Source organism: Methylobacterium brachythecii (assembly GCF_014196345.1).
GTDB lineage: Bacteria > Pseudomonadota > Alphaproteobacteria > Rhizobiales > Beijerinckiaceae > Methylobacterium > Methylobacterium brachythecii.
This window is the reverse complement of record NZ_JACIDN010000001.1, coordinates 363,351-383,358: the sequence shown is the minus strand read 5'-3', so window position 1 is coordinate 383,358 and position 20,008 is coordinate 363,351. Positions and strand designations below refer to the sequence as shown.

The 20,008-nt window shown below is 68.5% G+C and carries 21 protein-coding genes; 11 read left to right on the top strand and 10 right to left on the bottom strand.

Going from position 1 to position 20,008, the window contains the following annotated elements; genetic code table 11:
- Nucleotides 1–106: 106 nt before the first annotated feature.
- Nucleotides 107–685: a type 1 glutamine amidotransferase domain-containing protein gene (locus tag GGR33_RS01930; protein ID WP_183501681.1), complete on the bottom strand. Its 579-nt coding sequence runs from the start codon at nucleotides 683–685 to the stop codon at nucleotides 107–109.
- Between the two features lie 151 nt (nucleotides 686–836).
- On the opposite strand from GGR33_RS01930, the gene GGR33_RS01925 reads away from it, so the two are divergent.
- Nucleotides 837–1,058 carry a hypothetical protein gene (locus tag GGR33_RS01925; protein ID WP_183501680.1) on the top strand — a complete coding sequence of 74 codons (222 nt, stop codon included), beginning with the start codon at nucleotides 837–839 and terminating at the stop codon, nucleotides 1,056–1,058.
- A gap of 67 nt (nucleotides 1,059–1,125) precedes the next feature.
- Here GGR33_RS01925 and GGR33_RS01920 read toward each other — a convergent pair whose 3' ends face one another.
- A complete protein-coding gene (locus GGR33_RS01920; protein WP_183501679.1) occupies nucleotides 1,126–1,515 on the bottom strand; it encodes a hypothetical protein in 390 nt (129 codons plus the stop codon).
- 300 nt (nucleotides 1,516–1,815) lie between these two features.
- Here GGR33_RS01920 and GGR33_RS01915 point away from each other — a divergent pair, with 300 nt between their 5' ends.
- Both GGR33_RS01915 and GGR33_RS01910 read left to right on the top strand, forming a co-directional pair.
- Nucleotides 1,816–2,025: a cold-shock protein gene (locus tag GGR33_RS01915; protein ID WP_183502140.1), complete on the top strand. Its 210-nt coding sequence runs from the start codon at nucleotides 1,816–1,818 to the stop codon at nucleotides 2,023–2,025.
- A 194-nt stretch (nucleotides 2,026–2,219) separates the two neighbouring features.
- Nucleotides 2,220–2,474 (top strand): AsnC family transcriptional regulator, encoded by a 255-nt coding sequence (locus GGR33_RS01910; RefSeq protein ID WP_183501678.1) that lies wholly within the window; start codon nucleotides 2,220–2,222, stop codon nucleotides 2,472–2,474.
- Here GGR33_RS01910 and GGR33_RS01905 read toward each other — a convergent pair.
- The gene (locus tag GGR33_RS01905) at nucleotides 2,458–3,300 is read right to left on the bottom strand and encodes an inositol monophosphatase family protein (RefSeq protein ID WP_183501677.1); all 843 of its coding nucleotides are present in this window, start codon (nucleotides 3,298–3,300) and stop codon (nucleotides 2,458–2,460) included. The two genes, GGR33_RS01910 and GGR33_RS01905, sit on opposite strands and share 17 nt — an antisense overlap.
- A 292-nt stretch (nucleotides 3,301–3,592) precedes the next feature.
- Here GGR33_RS01905 and GGR33_RS01900 point away from each other — a divergent pair, with 292 nt between their 5' ends.
- A complete protein-coding gene (locus GGR33_RS01900; RefSeq protein WP_183501676.1) occupies nucleotides 3,593–4,111 on the top strand; it encodes a DUF6101 family protein in 519 nt (172 codons plus the stop codon).
- A 6-nt stretch (nucleotides 4,112–4,117) separates the two neighbouring features.
- Here GGR33_RS01900 and ubiA read toward each other — a convergent pair whose 3' ends face one another.
- Both ubiA and GGR33_RS01890 read right to left on the bottom strand, forming a co-directional pair.
- The gene (gene ubiA / locus GGR33_RS01895; RefSeq protein ID WP_284212021.1) at nucleotides 4,118–5,098 is read right to left on the bottom strand and encodes a 4-hydroxybenzoate octaprenyltransferase; all 981 of its coding nucleotides are present in this window, start codon (nucleotides 5,096–5,098) and stop codon (nucleotides 4,118–4,120) included.
- Between the two features lie 34 nt (nucleotides 5,099–5,132).
- Entirely contained in the window at nucleotides 5,133–5,774 is a 642-nt protein-coding gene (locus GGR33_RS01890; RefSeq protein WP_246412724.1) for a hypothetical protein, read from the bottom strand.
- A gap of 272 nt (nucleotides 5,775–6,046) precedes the next feature.
- Here GGR33_RS01890 and GGR33_RS01885 point away from each other — a divergent pair, with 272 nt between their 5' ends.
- The 5 genes from GGR33_RS01885 (at nucleotide 6,047) to GGR33_RS01865 (ending at nucleotide 10,177) form a co-directional block, all read left to right on the top strand.
- A complete protein-coding gene (locus GGR33_RS01885; RefSeq protein WP_183501675.1) occupies nucleotides 6,047–6,799 on the top strand; it encodes a 16S rRNA (uracil(1498)-N(3))-methyltransferase in 753 nt (250 codons plus the stop codon).
- Between the two features lie 468 nt (nucleotides 6,800–7,267).
- Nucleotides 7,268–8,638 (top strand): glutamate--cysteine ligase, encoded by a 1,371-nt coding sequence (locus tag GGR33_RS01880; protein ID WP_183501674.1) that lies wholly within the window; start codon nucleotides 7,268–7,270, stop codon nucleotides 8,636–8,638.
- 137 nt (nucleotides 8,639–8,775) lie between these two features.
- Nucleotides 8,776–9,138 carry a hypothetical protein gene (locus GGR33_RS01875; protein WP_183501673.1) on the top strand — a complete coding sequence of 121 codons (363 nt, stop codon included), beginning with the start codon at nucleotides 8,776–8,778 and terminating at the stop codon, nucleotides 9,136–9,138.
- Nucleotides 9,139–9,213: 75 nt separating this feature from the next.
- Complete coding sequence (locus GGR33_RS01870; protein WP_183501672.1) at nucleotides 9,214–9,462, top strand: sulfurtransferase TusA family protein; 249 nt, start codon at nucleotides 9,214–9,216, stop codon at nucleotides 9,460–9,462.
- Nucleotides 9,463–9,571: 109 nt separating this feature from the next.
- The gene (locus GGR33_RS01865; protein WP_183501671.1) at nucleotides 9,572–10,177 is read left to right on the top strand and encodes an NUDIX domain-containing protein; all 606 of its coding nucleotides are present in this window, start codon (nucleotides 9,572–9,574) and stop codon (nucleotides 10,175–10,177) included.
- Here the strand turns inward: GGR33_RS01865 and GGR33_RS01860 are convergent.
- On the bottom strand, nucleotides 10,164–11,042 hold the full coding sequence (locus GGR33_RS01860) for a WecB/TagA/CpsF family glycosyltransferase (RefSeq protein WP_183501670.1): 879 nt from the start codon (nucleotides 11,040–11,042) through the stop codon (nucleotides 10,164–10,166). The two genes, GGR33_RS01865 and GGR33_RS01860, sit on opposite strands and share 14 nt — an antisense overlap.
- A 29-nt stretch (nucleotides 11,043–11,071) precedes the next feature.
- Between GGR33_RS01860 and GGR33_RS01855 the strand changes: the two genes are divergently transcribed.
- Nucleotides 11,072–11,875, top strand: a complete 804-nt coding sequence (locus tag GGR33_RS01855; RefSeq protein ID WP_183501669.1) for a polysaccharide deacetylase family protein — start codon at nucleotides 11,072–11,074, stop codon at nucleotides 11,873–11,875.
- Nucleotides 11,876–11,885: 10 nt separating this feature from the next.
- On the opposite strand, the gene GGR33_RS01850 is transcribed toward GGR33_RS01855, so the two are convergent.
- The 4 genes from GGR33_RS01850 to GGR33_RS01835 all read right to left on the bottom strand — a co-directional run bounded on the left by GGR33_RS01850 (nucleotide 11,886) and on the right by GGR33_RS01835 (nucleotide 17,623).
- A complete protein-coding gene (locus tag GGR33_RS01850; protein ID WP_183501668.1) occupies nucleotides 11,886–13,367 on the bottom strand; it encodes a GumC family protein in 1,482 nt (493 codons plus the stop codon).
- Nucleotides 13,368–13,760: 393 nt separating this feature from the next.
- Nucleotides 13,761–14,846, bottom strand: a complete 1,086-nt coding sequence (locus GGR33_RS01845; protein WP_183501667.1) for a glycosyltransferase — start codon at nucleotides 14,844–14,846, stop codon at nucleotides 13,761–13,763.
- On the bottom strand, nucleotides 14,843–16,834 hold the full coding sequence (locus tag GGR33_RS01840; RefSeq protein WP_183501666.1) for a glycosyltransferase: 1,992 nt from the start codon (nucleotides 16,832–16,834) through the stop codon (nucleotides 14,843–14,845). Before GGR33_RS01840 ends, GGR33_RS01845 begins: the two co-directional genes overlap by 4 nt.
- Nucleotides 16,835–16,969: 135 nt before the next feature.
- Nucleotides 16,970–17,623 carry a response regulator gene (locus tag GGR33_RS01835; protein ID WP_183501665.1) on the bottom strand — a complete coding sequence of 218 codons (654 nt, stop codon included), beginning with the start codon at nucleotides 17,621–17,623 and terminating at the stop codon, nucleotides 16,970–16,972.
- 419 nt (nucleotides 17,624–18,042) lie between these two features.
- Here GGR33_RS01835 and GGR33_RS01830 point away from each other — a divergent pair, with 419 nt between their 5' ends.
- Complete coding sequence (locus GGR33_RS01830; protein ID WP_246412720.1) at nucleotides 18,043–19,932, top strand: PQQ-dependent methanol/ethanol family dehydrogenase; 1,890 nt, start codon at nucleotides 18,043–18,045, stop codon at nucleotides 19,930–19,932.
- Nucleotides 19,933–20,008 lie beyond the last annotated feature (76 nt).

The window sequence follows — 20,008 nt, the reverse complement described above, 5'->3', positions numbered from 1 at the left end:
ATGGCCGATTGTGTCCGTCTGCGGCCCGCGGATCAATCTGTGCCATACGCACAGGGCGCCAGTCGCCCGCGAAGGCGACCGGCGCTCGGAGCGTGCGGCGGAACGATCAGGCGGCGAGTTGGCGCGGTTCGTGCCGGCCCTCCTCCACCACCTCGACGATCTTGGCGCAGAATGCGTCGAGGTCGCCGGGATTGCGGCTGGTGATGATGCCGCCATCGGTCACCACCTGCTCGTCGACCCATTCACCGCCGGCATTCTTCACGTCGGTCTTGATGGAGCCGAAGGAGGTCAGCTTGCGGCCCTTCACCGCGCCCGTTTCGATCAGGAGCCAGGGCGCATGACAGATTGCGGCGACGACCTTGCCGGAGGTCAGGAAGCTCTTGATGATCTCCAGCGCCTTGGGCTCGAGCCGCAGCTTGTCCGGGTTGATCTGGCCGCCGGGCAGCACGAGGGCGTCGTAATCGGCCGGGTTCACGTTCTCCAGGTCCTTGTCGACCTTCACGCTCTTGCCCCAGTCCGTCTTGTCCCACCCCTTGATCGCGTCCTTCGAGTGGCGCGATGGCGGTGCGGCCACGTGCACGGTGGCGCCGGCCTGCGAGAGCTTGGATTGCGGCACGGTCAGCTCGCTCTGCTCGAAACCGTCGGTGGCGACGATGAGGATCTTGGCCTGGGTGATGTCAGGCATGGGCAGCTCCTGGAAATCGAGTGGATTTCCCGGCCAACCAGGGCCTCGTACCGATGTTCCCGCGTCATTTCGGGGCGGCCGCGCCAAGGAACTCTGCCTCCGACGCGGGATTGGTCCGTCATACCCCCACCATCGATCGAGGAGACGGACCATGGCCAATCCCGGCATGCCGACCCCCGAGCCGAATCCCGGCGGCAAGATCCCCGGCGACCTGCCGCCGCCCAACGACCCCGACGATCTGCCCGATATCGGCCCGACCGGGCCACGCTCGCCCTATCCGGTCGACGATCCCGATATCGACGAACCGAAGGGTCCGGGCTCGGAACCGGATTACCTGCCCGGCGGCCCGACCGACCCCGGTATCAGGCTCTGACACGCCGCCCGGAACGCCTACAACCAAGCCCTCGTGCCCAGATCGGTGCGAGGGCTTTTTCGCGACCTCAATGGCCGCCGTGAGAGGTCCGCACGTCGCGGGGAGCAGCCAGGATCTCGGCGAGACTGGTGGCCACGTGGCGGGCCTCCTCGTCGGTCAGGCGAAGCTGGAAAGGCGGCAAGGCACCCGCCTGCAGCGCGACGACGGGCTGGCCCTGCTCGTCGGTGCCGACCTCGATCGCCGAGGAGGTGACGTCGAGCATCGCCACGTCTTCCCCGTCGAGATCCTCGGGAAGGGCAGGCTCGTCGCCGTCGTCGATCGCGGTCAGAAGCTGGCCCACGGCGCGCACGAGGGCGCGGGCGGCGCGGGAATCCATCACGACGGCGGTCGACTGATCGTCTTTCTGAAACGACAACTGGATGTTCGCGCCTTCGAGCGAAACCGAGATACCCGCCATGGAATGCCTAACTGCCTGAGCCATACCGTATATGGACCGGCGCCGGGCAAAACGACAGGGCCGGGGAAGCAGCGTGGCCCCGCGACCGGCAGGGTCGCAGCCCGGAAAGCGAGCTTTCCGCCTTGTTGTGGCCACTCGGATCGCCTACATCATGCGAAGCGGGTTTAATCGCTCCGAGCGCGCATTCATCAAGTCGCCTCGGCACCCGCTTATCCGACACACTATTCGGACACGGACCACATGCTCGCGCCGGGCAGGCGCGCGCTTATGGTTCATCGAGATGACGACGAGGAATTCTACGTGGATACCGGTACTGTTAAGTGGTTCAACGAGACCAAGGGCTACGGCTTCATTCAGCCCGATGACGGCGGCAAGGACGTCTTCGTGCATATCTCAGCCGTTGAGCGCGCGGGCTTCCGCACGCTCGTAGAAGGCCAGAAGGTCTCCTACGAGGTCCTCCAGGACAAGCGCAGCGGCAAGGATTCCGCTGGCAACCTCCAGGCTCTCTGACGCCTGCCCCTCGGTGCCGGCCTTCAGGCCGGCACCGGACCGGCGACCGCGACGGTGCCCGGCCATTTGCCACCGGGCCTCATGACCGTCACGGCGTCCACGTTCATCGCGACGTCATTGCAATCAACCAGAAACGAGGTCGATCTCGACGGAGTCGAGAAACACGGCCCTAAGAAAGAAAAGCAAACATAAACATGCAGTTCGAGTACACCCCCCGCCACAGCGGGCGTTCGTCCGTCACCGACGGGGCGACCTTCCGGGTGGAGCGGCTGAAGCAGGGCGCCTTTGACGACGCCTCCCAGTCCGACATCAGCCACCTGATCGACCAGTCCTATCGCTACCATTCGAGCCGGGAGTTGCGCTGGCATCTCGCCGAGCGCCTGGGCACCAGCCCGGCCGCGATCCGTCTGACCGAGACGAGCCGCCGCGGCTTCAGCCCGCGGCCCTGAGGGCCGCCAGAGCCGGTTCGCACAAGGCCCGGGGAGCCGCAATCAGCTCCCCGTGCCGGGGCTCCGGCCGATTGTAGCGCGCCGGCTCGCCATCCAGATTACAAACGACCCCGCCGGCCTCGCGCAGGATGAGATCCGCGCCGGCGAGGTCCCAATCCCGGGAATCCCCCGAGATCAATCCGAGATCGATCGCCCCTTCCGCGATGCGCGCGACGCGCAGGGCCAGGGACGGGATACGCTCGACCCGGGTCAGCTCCGGCCGGCTGCCGAGCCGGGCTGCGCCGCGCACCAGGCGGTCCTGGAGCGGCTTGGGGCCAGTGATGCGGATACCGTCGAGCCCCGTCGCCGCCGAAGCGCGAATCGGCGCGCCGTTCAAACTCGCCCCGCCGCCTGCCGTCGCCTCGTAGAGTGCGCCCAAGGCCGGCCCGTAGACGATGCCGACTACCGGCACGCCCTTCACCAGCAGCGCCACCGCGATCGACCAGTCCAAATGGCCGGACACAAAGGCGCGGGTGCCGTCGATCGGGTCGACGATCCAGACCCATTCGCTGTCGATGCGGACCGGATCGTCGGTGGTCTCCTCCGAGAGCCAGGCCGCCCGCGGCTCGATGTCTTCGAGACGGGCCTTGAGGAAGGTGTCCACGGCGACGTCGGCTTCGGTAACGGGAGAACCGCCCGCCTTGGACCAGACGCGCGCGCGGGTCTGGCCTCCCTCGCGGAAGAATGGCCTGGCGAGCCCCGATGCCTCGCGCACGATCTCGCGGACGCGCGGCAGAAGGGACGCGGCGTAGGCGCGCGTCTCGGCGGGAAGGACGGTTTCGGCCATGCGATCCGGATGCTGTCGCTGCGGGAGGGCGGAGCAGGCGCTCGTTGTAGGCGGCATCCGCCCGCGGTCACAAGGATGGTGGCGCATCGCGGCTCATCGAGGCCCATGGATGCGGGAAGCATCGAGTTGCGCCAATCATCGCAAGGATCCGTTGAGCATTCCCAACACATCACCCATGTCCACGATCGCTTAACGCTCGCTCTTAAGCCAGTTTGAGGAGATGCGAGGCGATTGTGCTTGTCATGACGGACGGCCCGACAGAGGCCGCCAACTGATACAGGGCGTCGACACGATGAACACTTTCCTGCACTCCGATCAGGACTGTCCGAACACGGTTCGGGACGACCTGGCCCAGGACGGCGTCGACGCCGCCGCTTTCGCGGTGAACGGTGTTTTCTCGGCCAGCCCGCTCGCAATGATCGTGCCCGGCGAGGCGGCCGGCATCGTGCTCGGCTTCGCCGACCACGGCTCCGACGAGGGCGGCGAGGATCGCTTCAGCCTGCTCGTCGTCGATGCCGAGGGCGAGGTCCTCAGCCGTCTCGGACCGTTCGGCGAGGACGACATTGTTGCGCTGTGGCGCGATTTCGCGGCGAAGTCCGGCCTGCCGCGCATGATCATCCGTGAAGGCGGCGGCCTCAGCACGGTCTCGCACCAGCTCGGCCGGGTGGCGCTCGGCACCACCCGCCAGCGCCGCCGCCACGGCCTGCTCAATGGCCGCCGCCCGCGCTTCCTGGTCCGCCGCAAGTCCGCCCGCCTGCCGGCCCGCCCGCAGATCTACCGCAACGAGAACGAGATCATCGCCCGCTCCTGAGACGGGTCAGACCCCGGCAAGGGCCTGCCAAAGGCAATCCGCGGCGAGGCCTGCGAACAGGATCAGGCCGGCATTCCGGTTCGAGCGGAACAGTTTCAAGGCACTGACGCCGTCGCGCGGCTCCAGCCGTAGGACCTGTCGGGCGAGATGGCCCCCGAACAGCGCCAGGCCGAGCCAGCCGAGGAGGCCCGCTCCGGCGAGCCAGAGGGCCGGGGCCATGAACAGCACGGCGACGGCGTAACACGCGCCCACGGCAGTGATGAGCCGGCTTCCGAACAGCCGTGCCGAGGAGCTGATCCCGGCAATCTCATCGTCCTCAATGTCCTGGACCGCGTAGATCGTGTCGTAGCCGATCACCCAGGCGATGGTCCCGGCATAGAGCCAAAGGGCCGGTGGATCGAGCCGGCCGAATAAGGCTACCCAGCCCATCAGCGCGCCCCAGGAGAAGGCGAGGCCGAGCACCGCCTGCGGCATCGGCATCACGCGCTTCATGAAGGGGTAGATCGCCACCGGCACGAGCGAGGCGATTCCCACCAGCTTCGCCGTGTTGTTGAACTGCAGCAGCACACAGAGGCCCACCAGGGCCTGGGCCACCAGGAAGACGGCGGCGGCGCGTGTCCCGATCTGCCCGGATGGCAGCGGGCGCGAGCGGGTCCGCTCCACGCGCCCGTCGAGGTCGCGGTCGGCAATGTCGTTGTAGGTCGAGCCGGCCCCACGCATCGCGATGGCGCCGATCAGGAACAGCAGGAGGTGACGGGGATCGGGAAACAGCCGGTCGTCGGCCGTCGCGGCGAGCGCCGCGGACCACCAGCATGGCAGCAACAGGAGCCACCAGCCGATCGGGCGCTCGATCCGTGCCAGCCTCAGGTAAGGGCGCCAGCCACGCGGCGCCCAGCGGTCGGCCCAATGGCCGGCGACCGCGTCGGCGACTTGGCCCGAGGGGGGCAGATCGCCGCGGTTCGCCTCCGCGCGCTCGCCGGAGGGCACGAACTCGGTACTTTATCGGCTCAAGAAGAGGCGCTCAGAGCGCGCCCTGGGGCATCTTGAAACTGCCGGAGAGGCCGGGACCGCCGAGCAGGCCACCGCCGCCGCCGCCTTCGCGGGCCTGGGCTTCCATCTTCGTTGCCTGGGCAGCCATGCCGCAGACCTTGGTCTTGATGCCGCCGACCTTGTCGTTGTCGGTTTTGAAGCCCGTCGAGAAGGAATCGGGGATCGAGCACCATTCCTTGTTGGCGGTGATCCACTTCACGCCGCTAACGCCGTTGGCGTAGAGCTTGCCGAACAGCGAGCAGGCCTGGGCCGGCGTCATCTTCTGCTTCGACTGCGAGGCTGCGTTCGCCTTCGCGACGAGAGCCTTACGCTCATTCAGAGTGTGCTGGATCGCGTTGCAATCGACGTTGCTCTGTCCGCCGACCGATCGTGCCGCGGGCGAGCCCATCGGCGACGGGGCTGGGACGCCCATGCCCATGGACATGGCGGGGGCCGCTGCGGCCGGCGCCGGGGCGGCTGCAGGTGCGGGAGCCTCCGGAGCGGTATCCGGCATCTGCTGGAACATGCTCTGCTGCGCGAGAGCCGGGCCGGCCGCGAGCAGGAGGCCCAGGGCCCCGAGCATGGCCGGGACGGCCTTCGACGACGTGAGCCCGTTCGACGTCCTATTCGACATGACCCTTGTATCCCTCTCCCCTGCCGCTTCCGCGGGTCTCGGCCCTTCGGAATGCGGCACTGCCTGTCCCATAGGACCGGCACCCGATCCTGCTGGATGGCTCTCTCGCCCGTGATGACGGCCGATTCCGCACAGGATTGTGGCGGCAATCGCGTCATCGACATCGCAACGGGGATGACACGCTCGACTCGGCCGAAAGCCGGTACGCGTGATCTTTTGGCATCACTGCCGGTCGCGTTGACTCGGATCGAGCCCCACGCGAGGGAGGCGGAATGGCCGCCTACGACTTCACTGCCCCCCGTCTCCACGTCGAGGCGGACCTTCGAGCGGGCCTCGTGCTGCCCCTCGAAAGAGCCCAGGCCGGCTACCTTCTCACCGTGCTGCGCAAGGCCGAGGGCGACCGCGTCCACCTCTTCAACGGGCGCGACGGCGAGTGGCGCGCCGAGATCCGGCCTAACGGCCGCAAGAGCGCCGATCTCGCGTTGATCGAGCAGACCCGGCCGCAGCCGGCGCCGGCCGACCTTCACTATCTCTTCGCGCCGCTTAAGACCGGACGGCTCGACTACATGGCCCAGAAGGCCGTGGAGATGGGCGCCGGCCTGATCTGCCCGGTCTTCACGCGCTACACGCAAGGCGAGCGGCTCAAGCTCGATCGGCTCCGCGCCAACGCGATCGAGGCGGCCGAGCAGTGCGGCATCCTTGCCATCCCGGAGATCGCCGAGCCGGCCCGCCTGCCCGAGGCGCTCGACGCCCTGGAACCCGGCCGCCTGCTGGTGTTCTGCGACGAGGACGCCGCTGTCGCCGACCCGGTGGCGGCGCTTCGGGCCGCAGCCGACCCGGCATCCCCGCCCCCGCTCGCCGTGCTGGTTGGCCCCGAGGGTGGCTTCAGCCCGGACGAGCGCGAGCGCATCGCCGGCCGCCCCGCCACGGTCGCGCTCTCGCTCGGCCCGCGCATCCTGCGCGCGGACACCGCCGCCGTCGCCGTGCTCGCCCTGGTGCAGGCGGTGCTCGGCGACGCGCGCTGAGTTCAACGATCGCGGACGTAGCTGTGACGGTTCACCCCGTCATGCCGGCCCGAGCGCATGCAGCAGCGCTTGAAAGCTCCGTGTGGAGCCGCAGGGACAGGGATCGTTGCGGCCGAGCTTTTCCTCGAGCGCCACGTCGCCATGGACGACGCGAATGCCGGTCTTGACCCGGCTCTCGCTCGGAAAAGGATTTTCGGCGCTTAGAGGTAACCTCGAAAGCAGGCCGGATCGTCGTGACGATTGCGCTGGGTCATCGTCGCCTCCCGTTGCTGGACGGCGTCGGCGTAGATCGCCCCCTCGCCGGGTGCAAGCCGGGCCGGCCATCGACGCCGCGTTGTCCGGGCTTGCGCAACGGATTAAGCACACGACATCTCCGTCGGGCCGGTCGCGGTCTTCTCCGCGGCACGACGCTGCGGGCTCGCGCGCCTCGCCCGTATCGTCCGACTGTTTCGACCGGGAAGCCTGCGCATGGCGCGCGATACCTCCGACACGACGCCGCTGACCAAGCGGGCCGAACTGATCGAGTGGTTCTCCGTCGGGGAGAAACCGCCGGAGCAGTTCGCCATCGGCACCGAGCACGAGGCGATTCCGTTCTACCGCGACACCCATGCGCCAGTGCCCTACGAGGGCGAGCGCGGCATCCGGAAGCTGCTCGAAGGCTTCGGCCGCGAGACCGGATGGGACCCGATCCTCGACGCCGGCAACATCATCGGGCTGGCCTCGACGCGCGGCGGCGGCGCCATCTCGATCGAGCCGGGCGGCCAGTTCGAACTGTCTGGCGCGCCGGTGCCCGACGTCCACAAGACCATGAGCGAGCTGCGCGCGCATCTCTACGCCCTGATGTGCGCCGCCGACCCTCTCGGCATCGGCTTTCTCGACCTCGGCATGAGCCCGAAATGGACGCGGGAAGAGACCCCGCTGATGCCAAAGAGCCGCTACCGGATCATGCACGGCTACATGCCGAAGGTCGGCACCCTCGGCCACGACATGATGCTGCGCACGGGGACCGTGCAGGTGAATCTCGACTTCTCGTCAGAGGCCGACATGGTGCGCAAGCTGCGCGTCTCGCTCGCCCTGCAGCCGGTGGCGACCGCGCTCTTCGCCAATTCGCCCTTTACCGACGGTCGGCCCAACGGCTTCCTCTCGCGGCGCTCCGAGATCTGGCGCGACACGGACCGCGACCGCACCGGCATGTTCCCGCAGGCCTTCGAGGACGGGTTCGGTTACGAGGGCTACGTCGACTGGCTGCTCGACGTGCCGATGTATTTCGTCAAGCGTGGCGAGACCTATCACGACGTTTCCGGCGCCTCGTTCCGCAACCTGATGCAGGGGCGGCTCGACCAACTGCCGGGCGAGTTCGCCACGGTCTCGGACTGGGCGAACCATGCCTCGACGGTGTTTCCGGAGGTCCGTCTCAAGCGCTTTTTGGAGATGCGTGGCTCGGATGTCGGCAACCCGGCGATGATCGCCGCGCAGGCCGCCTTCTGGGTCGGCCTGCTTTACGATCCCACCGCCCTCGACGCGGCCTGGGACCTCGTGAAGGGCTGGAGCGCCGAGGATCGCGAATGCGCCCGGGCGACGGTGCCCCGGCTCGGGCTCGCCGCATCGCTCGCCGGCAAGAGCCTCGGCGCCGTCGCGGCCGAGGCCCTGGCGATCAGCCGGGCCGGGCTACAGGCGCGGGCGCGGCGCGATGGGACCGGGCGCGACGAGACCGTCTACCTGCGCCCACTCGAAGCGATTGTCGTTGCGGGCCGCACCCACGCGGAAGACCGTCTCGCCGATTACGACGGCCCCTGGCAGAAATCCGTCGAGCCCGCCTTCGACGCCTGCACGTTCTGAGGCCGGCCCACGATCCCGGCCGCGAGCCGCGACGTGCGCCGCCACACACGCTCTGCGCAGTCGGGGACGGCTTGGGAACGCAGGGCGGGACATGCGAATTGTCAAGGTGGTTTGATCAACCGATGGAGACACGCGCCATGTCGCGCTTCACCACTTTTGCCCTTGCCGGACTGACCGCGGCGGGCATGACGGCAGCGACCCTTCCTGCAGCCCAAGCAGCGCCGCTCCCGGCGCTGAACTCCGCCAAGGTCGGAGGGGCCAATACCAGCGTTGACCACGTCTACTGGCGCCGGGGCGGCTATTACGGCTATCGCCGCGGCGGCTACGGCGGAGCCCTCGCTGCGGGCGCGGCGCTCGGCATCATCGGCGGCGCCATCGCGGCGAGTTCGGCCCCGCGCTACGGCTACTACGATTACGGCTATTATCGCCGTCCGGCCTACGCCTACCCGGCTTACGGGTATCCGGCCTACGGTTACGGCTACTATCCCTACGGCTACTGAGCCGAGCTGAGCGATCCTGAAAAGCCCCGCCGACGACCAAGACGGTCGGCGGGGTTTTTCGTGATAAGGCCGGCCATGCCCGAGATCACAGAGGCGGCGCCGATTGCGCTCGACCTGACCGGCCTCAAATGCCCCCTGCCGGCCCTGCGCACCCGCAAGGCTCTGCGCAGCCTGTCGCCAGGCGGCCGGCTCACGGTGACCGCGACCGATCCGCTCGCCACGATCGACATCCCCAACGCCGCCCGCGAGGAGGGCGCCCGTGTCGAGGCCCAGGAGCGGGACGGCGCCGTGACTCGGTTCGTGATCCGCGCAGCCTCCCGTTGAGCAAAAGCCACAGCCGGCCAGGTTTCGTGCCGCGGTCACCGGGTTGCCTCATTGGCGCACGGTTCGCCTCCTAGGACGCGCCTCGAACACAGCCTTCACCGGAGACGCCATGGCCCCCTCGATCCGAGGCACCCGCACGGTCCACGAGGGCTGGAGCACCGTCCTCGTCGCCGACCTGACCATGCCCGATGGCACGCGCCGCAGCCGCGAGATCGAGGACCATGGCCGGGCGGTCTGCGTGCTGCCCTACGATCCCGAGCGCCGGGTCGCCCTGCTGATCCAGCAGTTCCGGGCGCCGCTCTTCTATGCCGAAGGCGTCACCGATCTGGTCGAGGCGCCGGCCGGCCTGCTCGACGAGGCCGATGCCGAGGAAGGCGCGCGCCGCGAAGCCTACGAGGAGACCGGCCTCCGGCTCGGGCGGCTCGAGCCGGTGGCGTCGGTCTGGAGCATGCCGGGCATCTCGACGGAGCGAATGCAGCTCTTCCTCGGCGCCTATCGCGAGAGCGACAGGATCGGCGAGGGCGGCGGTCTGGCCGAGGAGGGCGAGGACATCACGGTGGTCGAGATGCCGCTCTCGACCCTCGCCGCAATGAGCGATGCCGGCGAGATCACCGACATGAAGACCCTGACGCTCGTTCTCGCTCTGCGGCTGCGGCATCCGGGCCTGTTCGGACGGGTCGTCGTCGCCCGGCCCGAACTCGTTACTTCGGCCTGACCGGCAGCGGCGCCCCCCTGGCGCGAATGAAGGCTGCCGGGGACCAGGACGAGGTGCGGCGGTGCCGCCCCAGGGCCGAATCGAGGCTGTCGCGGCCGCGCGAGGCGGCGACGATTCTGAGGAAGCGCCACGAGCGCAGGAAGTAGCGCGAAAACAGCCGGCGCGGCGCGTGCAGGAACCGGAAGAACCATTCGAGGCCCAGCCGCTGCATCAGGACCGGCGCGCGTGGCACCAGGCCCGTCGCGACGTTCAAGGCTTCGCCGACGGCCAGCGTCACCGGATCGCCCAGGAGCGGCCCGTAGCGGTCGACCCAGATCTCGGATTTCGGCGCGCCGACGCCCAGGATGAGCAAGGTCGTCCCGTGCGCGCGGATCTCGGCCGCCAGGCGTCGCGAATAGACCTCGTCCCCCTCGAACCCGAAGGGCGGCGTCGCGTTGGCGATGGCTTCGGGAGCCAGTCCGGCGGCTGTGAAGGCGGCGGCGGCCCGCGTGCCGACGAGATCGCTCGACCCGATCAGGAAGACCCGGCGCTCGCTCGGCTGAGGGGCGGTCAGGGCGGCTGCGATCAGCTCGTGGCCGGTGATGCGGCGAACGTTGCGCGCTCCGGTGATCCGGGCCAGCCACACCAGCGGCATGCCGTCCAGGGTGCGCATTGCAGCCCCGTCATAGGCCTTTCGAAACGCTGCGTTTTCGGCCAGGATGACGACGTGGTCCACATTGGCCGTGACGATGAGACGGGGACACGTGCGCGGCAGCGCGGCCGCGGCGGCGAGCACCTCGTCGGCGCTCGCCGTGGTGAACGTCGTCCCGAACAGGCGAACACTCATGTTGACGATCCCGAGGAAACGGCATTGGACCGCGGCCATCCCGTCTCCGGCGGCGCGTTGAACGCGACGTGGATCAGCGGGCTCTGAACGGCAAGCCGATGGGCGCGGTCGAACGAGGCTGGTCGGGTGGCCGCGACCGGCAGCTCTGGCGGCTTCTCGCCCGTGCCGTCCCCGGGCAACGCCAGACCCTTCGCGGAGATGGCCCGGTCGCCAGCATCACCTTCGATGACGTGCCCGAGAGCGCGGCCACGACGGGCGCCGCGATCCTCGATCGGCACGACACCCGCGCGACCTACTTTGTCGCCACCGCTCTGTGCGGGCGCCAGGACCGCTACTGGCGCGTCGCCGACCGCGCGCGTATCCGCGACTTGTCGGAGGCCGGCCACGAGATCGGCTGCCACACCGCCCGGCACGTCAACGTGCAGTCGCTGCGCGGCCTCGACCTCCTGCGGGAATGCGAGGTGTCCAGCGCCATGATCGCCGAGATCTGCGGCCGGACGCCGCGTAATTTCTGCTACCCGTTCGGCGATGTCGGCCTGATCCAGAAGCGCATGCTCGGCCGGCGCTTCGACACCTGCCGGACGATTTACGAGCATCCGAATACCGGCCGCGTCGACCCGGCCATGCTCGGCGCCTACGGCCTGTTCGACTCCGTGATGGATCGCGACCGGCTGAGCCGGATCGTGCGCAGGACGGTGGCGCACCGGGGCTGGCTGATCCTGTATGCGCACGACGTCGCGGACGAGCCGACGGCGATGGGCGTCACGCCGCGCCTGCTCGACGAGACGCTGAACGTGCTCGCCGAGCACGGCGTCCCGGTGATGACGGTGGCCGAGGCCGCGCGCCATCACGGTCTCGTCGCGACCGAGTGAGGGCGTCGGCTCACGCATCGACTGCCCTCAGGCTGCGTGCGTCCTGGGTCGGGCGCCGGGCCTTGCGGGCACGCTTGCGGTCGCTGTCGGCCCCGAGCATCAGGGCGATCGCCGCACCCAGCATCAGGCCGATCATCAGGGCGATCGGCAGGGCGATCCGCGGCGAGGGCGGCCAGGCGCGGATGCGGGCCGGCGTCGCGGTCGAGATGATGCGCACGTTGGTGTTGTTGAGCCGCTCCTGCTCGCCGGCCTCGCGCGAGCGCTTCAGGAAGGCCTCGTAGACGCTGCGGCGGGAATCAGCGGCACGCTCCAGTTCGCGCAGGCCGACGCTGGCGCGGTCGGTCTTCGAGAGATCGGTCTTCACCTGGTCGATGTTCTTATGGATCGCAGCCTCGCTCGCCGCGGCGCGATCGTAATCCTTGCGCGTCGACTCGATGATCCGGGTCTTCTCGACCTGGATCAGCCGCTGCAGGTCGCGCTGCTGAGCCTCCATCTCGGTCATGGCCGGATGGCGAGAGCCGAGACGGGTCGCGAGTTCCGCAGTGTTGCGCGACAGCGTCGCATATTGCTGACGCAGGGCCTGCATCTCCAGCGATTGCAGCATTTCCGGCAGCGCCGTGCCGGCATCGCTGGAGGTCATCTTCTTGGCCTGGTCGAGCCGGGAGCGCGCCTCGGCCGTGCGGATCGAGGCCGTGACGAGCTGTTGATTGAGGTCGCCGAGCTGCTGGTCGCTGAACGGCCGTCCGGTGGAGGTGGCCAGCTTGTTGGTCGCACGATAGGTCGCGACCTTGCCCTCGGCCTCCTCCAACGCCTCGCGCAGCGTGGTCAGGCGCGAGGTGAGCGAGTCCGAGACGCGCTTGGCGGCCTCGGTGCGGGCATTGGCCTCCTCCGCGAAATAGGCCTCGCCGATGGCGTTGGCGATGGTGGCGGCCTTCTGCGGATCCTTGGATTTCGCCTGGACGTCGATGACGAAGGTCCGCTCTGGCCGGCGCACCAGGACATTCTGGCGCAAGGTGTCGAGCGCCATGTTGACCGGATCGCGGCTCGCCGGGGGAGGCATCATCCCGAGCGCATTCTTCAGGAATTCAACGACCGGATTGGTCGAGTCCGGCTTCATGAATTCGTCGTCGTGGTCGAGACCAAGCTTGGTCACGACGCGGCGCAGGACGCTGTCAGACTGGATCACCTTGGTCTGGCTCTCGGCGAGCGAGACGCCGGCATCGGATTGGGGCGAACGCACGGTGACGTCGTTGTCGACGCTGCGCAGGTCTGACGGGTCGATCAGGATCTGGATGCTCGAGACGTAGGACGGAGTGAGCATGCCGAGGATGGCGACGGTCGTCGCCACCATGAAGAGGCCGCCCAGCACGATGAAGCCCGACCCGCGCCACAGGCGCCGCGCGGCAGCGGACAGGCTGAGGCTGGGCGCGGCCGGCTCGGCCATCACCATCCTCACCGGCTCGCCGCGCAGGGGACTGGCGAAATCGAACATTTCACTCTTGCCTCGGTTCGACAGCCACCGGTCGGTCACGGGGACCGCCGGCGGGTCGGCGTTGGTCTCGGCTCATCACCATCTGTGCCGACGCGGCACGGTCCGGTAATGAATGGGAAACCATGCGCAACGCCGATGCCAAGACGATCTTCGCACTGAGACGGGACATATCCACGCTAATGTGGCCTCACCGCGATGTCAGCGAGTGCTTTAGAGTCCCGGTAAAATAACGTTAACCATATTCGGCACTGGAAGAGGCCCGATCTTGCCGTCTCATGTGTGCCAGCCTGAAACAAGCCAGGTTTCACGTCCGGCTGCCCTTGGCTGTACATTGGGTACGTAGTTAATACGTTGCGCCATGTGGACGCGCATTTCGGTCCTGGGACCGCGCCGTCACGCTGCGGGGACGACGGCCTCCGGGTCGCCATAGGCAGTAGCGCCCTGATCCAGAAAGGCGCGGAACCGGGCGAAATCCCGGGCCGCGAGGCCGTTCCAACGGGCGACGTTGTCGCGGGAGGCCGCAGCGGCCTGCGCGAGGCGGCCCGAGCGGGCGACGTCGAGAAGCGCCCGGGCCGCGTCCTCGGGTTTTTCAGGATCGATGAACAGGCCCGAGGAGCCGAGCACCTCGGAGAAGACCGGCGCGGCAGGCGCCGCCACCGGCAGGCCGCCGTGCTGCACCTCGAGGAGCGGCAGGCCGAGCCCTTCCGCCTTCGCCGTCGAGAGCAGAAGGTGGCAGCGTCGCGCCAGGCTGCGCAGCCCGGTATCGTCGAGATATCCGTGCAGGGTGAGGAAGGGCGGCGGCGCGTCGAGGAAGGCGTACTGGCCCCAGCCGACCCGGCCGACGAGGTGCAACTCGGCAGGAATGCCAGCCGCGTTGAGCGCGGCGGCGATCGCGACGGCGGACGGGTAATTCTTGCGCGGCTCGATCGTGCCGATTGCCAGCAGCCGCAGGGGCTCGCCCGGCCGAAAGGCGGCCGGCCCTGCGAGATCGCCGAGGCCGAACACGTCGCGCACCGCCGGCCGCAGCAGCGCCACCAGCGCATCGCGCCGGCACAGCCTGCGCAGGTCCTCGCCGGTGGTGCGGGAGTTGACGAGGAAGGTCCGCCCGAACCGCGCGGCCAGGGCGAAGCTCGGCGCCATGTAGGCACGCGCCCGCCAGTTCAGATCCTGCGGCCGCGTCACCAGGAAGGTGTCGTGGATGTAGGTCACGCAGCGCCGGCCGAGCGCCAGGGCGAGCGGTCCCGGCGGGAAGCCGGGAAACAGGAACAGCGCCGACGAGTCGGCGAGCCCGCGCGCAGGCAGGGCCAAGTGCTGATCGAGGATCATCCGGGGGAGATTCGGGGAGCGCAACAGGCGAACCTCGTGCGGCGCCAGACGCTCGGGGGCGAACAGGTCGAGGGCGACGCGCTCGATTCCGGTGACGGGCCCGCGGATGTTGGTCTGGTCGATGTAGAGGCGGCGCGGGGCGGGGGCTGTCATCGGGAGACCCTACGGCGGAGCAGGGCAGCGGCGTAGAGTGCCCGGCGCATCCAGAGCGGCATGCCGCGGCCGAGCACAGCCTGCTTCGCCCGGCGCAGCAGGCGGACCGCTGGCCGCGAGGGAACGGCGACGAGGCCGCGCGCTCCGGCCTGCCGATCCCTGGCGAAGGCGAAATGCCGGAGCATCTCGGGGCGGAAGCGCAGCCTTGTTTCCGGCGCCATGCCCGGCATTCCCGGCCAGCCGGCGAGGGCGTCGTTCAGCGACACGGCGGCGGCGGCGTGGCTGAAACGGCTCTCCAGCACGATGCGGGCGAAGGCGCCGAGCCGCCGCCGTAGGGCCGCATCGGCGATCAGCCGGTCCAGGCCTTCCGCCAGCGCGTCCTCGCGCGGCTCGACGAGGAGGCCGGTGACGCCATCGATCACCGCCGAGGTCAGGCCTGTGGACCGGTAGGCCACCGTTGGCGTGCCGCACAGGCCTGCCTCGATCGGGGTCTGGCCGAGGGTCTCGAGCCGGCTCGCGGTGAGGTAGACGTCGCAGGCCCCGTACCATTGCGCCAGCGTCTCCTCGTCGCCGATCAGGCCGGGCACATGCAGGCCGGGAAGCCCGAACACGCCGGGATCGTCGAGGCGGCCGACCGCGACGAAGCCCACACCCGGTCGCGCCACCTGCGCGATCGTGGCGACGAGGTCGTCGAAACCCTTGTCCGGCGCATCGGCGATCACCGCGGCGAACAGCACGAGGACGTCGTGCTCCGGCAACCCGAGCTCGCGGCGCAGCGCCGCCCGGTCGCGTGGGCGAAACACGCCGGTGGGAAAGGCCAGCCGGATCGGGGCGATGGCCGTGCCCGCGGGCGCGAGCGCCCGGGCACGGCTCTCGGTCCAGTCCGAATTGGCGAGGAGCAGCGGCGCGGCGAGGGCCTGCCGCTTCGCAGCGAAGGCGCCGGCGATGCGGCCCGGGGCGAGTTGCGGATATTCGGTGGGCGTCGGGCAGCGCGCGTCACAGCCGCTCGCGATCACCGGGCAATCCTTGGGATGCGCGCACCGCCCGGTCAGCGGGAAGAGATCGTGCAGGGCAATCGCCGTCGGCAGCGCGGCGGCCAGGCGTCCGACGAAGCCTCCGCCCCGCGTCGCCCCGTGGAGGTTGCCCGCGAGCACGAGGTCGTAACTGCCGGACACGATCGCCGCTTCGGTGCGCGAAAAACGGTCGCTCCACTCGGCCGCGGCCGGGGGCGATTCGTCGGCCAGCCTGAGATGCGCGATCCGGTGACCGGCCAGTTCAAGCGCCTCGCCGAGGCGGCGATGGGCGATGCCGGCGCCGCCGCCATGGCCAAGATCGGTCAGCGACGCGACGGACAGCCCGGATGGCGGAGGGCCGCCCGCCGGCTCGCGCCGAAGCAGCACCGGGCGCCCGATCCGCGACGTCCGGACTCCGGCCGCGGCCAGGCGAGACCAGAGGCTCTCCGAGGCTGGTGGAGCGGAGCTCGCGAGGAGTCCGAGATGGCCGAGGGATTCGCGCGAGACCAGGATGTCGCCGCAGTCGAACGGCTCCCCCTCCCCGCACGACGCGACGCCCGGCGCGCCGAGCAAGTCCAGACCGTGGACTTCGCCCGCGAACAACACGCGCAGGCCAGCTACCGCGCCCGCGCCCGACAGCTCCGCCTCCAGGCAGAGCGCCGAGAGCGCCCCCGGTGCCAGCAGGTCGCCCGCCCGCAGCCAGAGCCGGTAATCCGCATCGATCCGATCCGCGGGATCGGTCTCGGCCGCGGCAACCTCGCGGGCGTCATGATGAAGCCGTGGATAGGCCTGGCCGTCGAGCGAGGCGAGCGTCGCCGCGAGGGCGGCACCGCCATCGTCCCGGACGACCGTGACGGCGATCAATGGCCAAGGGCGACCATCCGGCAGGGAATCGGGCAGGGGCGCCGGCGCGGAGCCCTCGGGCCAGTCGGCGACGCCGTGGTCGTCGGGGGGGGGAACGGGCCCTTGGCTCATGCCGTCTCGGTTCCCGGACGCGGCCGTCGCGGCCGCGCGGCACCCCTCGAGGGCCGTGGCGTGCGGTCGCGATACTGCGGGGAGAACCGTAAAGAAAAGCCGTCGCCGGGCGATCGCCGAGGACGGAGCGCGCCGTCAGAGGCCGACGCGGTCGAAGTCGAGCGAGGAGGCGCAGATCGCGACCTGGGTCCGGTTGCTCACGCCGAGCTTGCGCATGATCTCGGAGACATGCGCCTTCACCATCGAGTCGCCGATTCCGAGTTCGTAGGCGATCTGCTTGTTGATCTTGCCCCGCTTGATCAGGGTCAGGACGTTCATCTGGGCCGGCGTCAGAGTGCGTATCCGCTCGGCGGCGGGCGGAGCCTCGTGCCGGCGTGGATCGGTGCGATCCATGCTCAAATTCACCGAGGCGGGCACGAAGATCGAGCCGCTGACGATCTCCTGGATCGCCTGCATGTAGACCGACTTGCCGGACGATTTCGGGACGAAGCCGGCGGCGCCGAGCTGCAGCGCCTCGCGCACGATCCGGGGCTCGTCCAGCGCCGAGACCACCACGATCGGGATGCGCGGATAGGCGATGCGCAGGGACATGAGCCCGTCAAAGCCCGTCACGCCCGTCATCGACAGGTCGAGCATGATCAGGTCGACGGCCGGCCGGTCGCCGAGGACGGTCTTGGCCGCCTGAATCGAGTCGGCCTCGTCGATCCTCGCGTGAGGAAGGCCGAGGCGGATCATGCTGCGCAGCGCCTCGCGGAACAGCGGATGATCGTCGACGAGGATGAAGTGCACGGGATGCTCCCTGGTCGACGGTTCCGATCGCCTCGGCACGGAACGGACCGGTCCATCGGTCGGTATCAGCAGCGCGGCATAAAATAGTTCGAGCGGCACGAACGCCGTCAAGTCTTTCGGCTTTAACAAATCGCTTATTTACAACAAGTCTCGCGAACATTGACTGCTGGCAATTAGCATTGCGCAATGTTCCCGTTCATAAGAGCACAATAAGCGTTATAGCCAAAAGTTAGGATGCGGTTGCCTGATCTTCCGTCATAGGTTGCGTCGAGGCCGCTCCGAATGGCGGTCCAGGTGTGAGCCGCAACGCTGGCGGTGAAGCACGACGATCCAAGACTGCGACGTCGAACCATCGACGCGAACATCTCAACGCCAACAGCCGGTCCGACCTCGTGATCAAGACCGGGAGGGAGAAACGCATGGCCAGGAAGAACGCGGGGCATCTGCCCCGGACGCTGATGCTTGCGACCGCGTCGTCGCTGATCCTGTCCGGCCTGCTGCTGGCGGGTCCGACTGCTGCCGAGACGGCCCAGAAGGCATCGGCCAGCAACGTCACCTGGGAGGACATCCTCCACGATCAGGAGACCGACAAGGACATCCTGATGTACGGCATGGGCATCAAGGCCCAGCGCTATTCGAACCTCGACAAGGTCAACACCAAGAACGTCGGCCTGCTGAAGCCGAAATGGTCGTTCTCGTTCGGAGACGAGAAGCAGCGCGGCCAGGAAGGCCAAGCGCTGGTCCATGACGGGATCATCTACATCACGGCGTCCTACTCGCGCATCTTCGCCCTCGACGCCAAGACCGGCAAGAAGATCTGGGGCTTCGCCGCCCGTCTTCCCGACGACATCCGCCCCTGCTGCGACGTCGTCAGCCGCGGCGCTGCGATCTACAACGGCAAGATCTATTTCGGGACGCTCGATGCCTCGATGTACGCGCTCGATGCCAAGACCGGTAAGGTGGTCTGGAGCAAGAAGTTCGACGATCACTCCGCCGGCTACGCGTATTCCGGCGCTCCGAACATCATCAAGGACAAGAAGACTGGCAAAGTCTTCTTGATCCACGGCAATTCGGGCGACGAGTTCGGCGCCGTCGGCAAGCTCTACGGCCGCGATCCCGAGACCGGCGAAGAGATCTGGATGCGCCCCCTCGTCGAGGGCCATATGGGTCGCCTCAACGGCAAGGACTCCGTGACGACGGGCGATGCCAAGGCTCCGTCCTGGCCCGAGAAGGACGGCAAGAAGGTCGAGGCCTGGCACCACGGCGGCGGCGCTCCCTGGCAGACCGGCGTCTACGACGAGAAGACCAACACCTTCATCATCGGTACCGGCAACCCGGCTCCGTGGAACACCCACTACCGGTCCCCGGGCGACAGCCTCTACACCTCGGGTCAGGTCTATATCGAGCCGTCGACGGGCGAGCCGGTGGGCTTCTTCCAGCACACCCCGAACGACGCCTGGGACTTCTCGGGTAACAACGAGATCATCCTCTTCGACATGGAGAAGGACGGCAAGAAAGTGCGTCTCGGCGCGCACGCCGACCGCAACGGCTTCTTCTTCCTGACCGACACGGACAAGCTCACCGCCCGTGACGGCCAAATCAACAAGCCGACCTCGCTCGTTGCCGCCTACCCCTTCGTGAAGGACATCAGCTGGGCCAAGGGTTTCGACCTGAAGACCGGCCGTCCGATCGAGAACGAGGGCCAGCGTCCGCCGATGCCGGAAGAGGGCCAGACCAAGGGCAAGTCGATCGAGGTGACGCCGAACTTCCTCGGCGGCAAGAACTGGTCGCCGATGTCCTACTCCCAGCAGACGGGCCTGTTCTACATCCCGTCGAACGACTGGAAGGAAGACTACTGGACCGAGAACGTCACCTATAAGGCGGGTTCGGCCTATCTCGGTCAGGGCTTCCGCATCCACCGCAAGTTCGACACCCACGTCGGTGCCCTGCGCGCCCTCGACCCGAAGACCGGCAAGATCGTCTGGGAGCACCTCGAGCACATGCCGCTCTGGGGCGGCTCGATGACCACCAAGGGCGGCCTGGTCTTCCAGGGCACCTCGGACGGCTTCTTCAAGGCCTTCGACGCCAAGAACGGCAAGGAGCTCTGGGCCTTCCAGACCGGCTCCGGCGTGGTCTCGGTTCCGACGACCTGGGAGATGGACGGCAAGCAGTACGTCGGCATCTCGTCCGGCTACGGCGGCGCCGTGCCGCTGTGGGGCGGCGACATGGCCGACCAGACCAAGCTCGTCTCTCAGGGCGGCTCGTTCTGGGTGTTCGAACTGCCGAGCGACACGGCTTCCGCCGAGTGAGCGCGTGAAAACGAGCCCGGGGATGCTGCACGCATCCCCGGGCTTCGCCGTCCGGGCGGTCGACATTCGGGAGAGT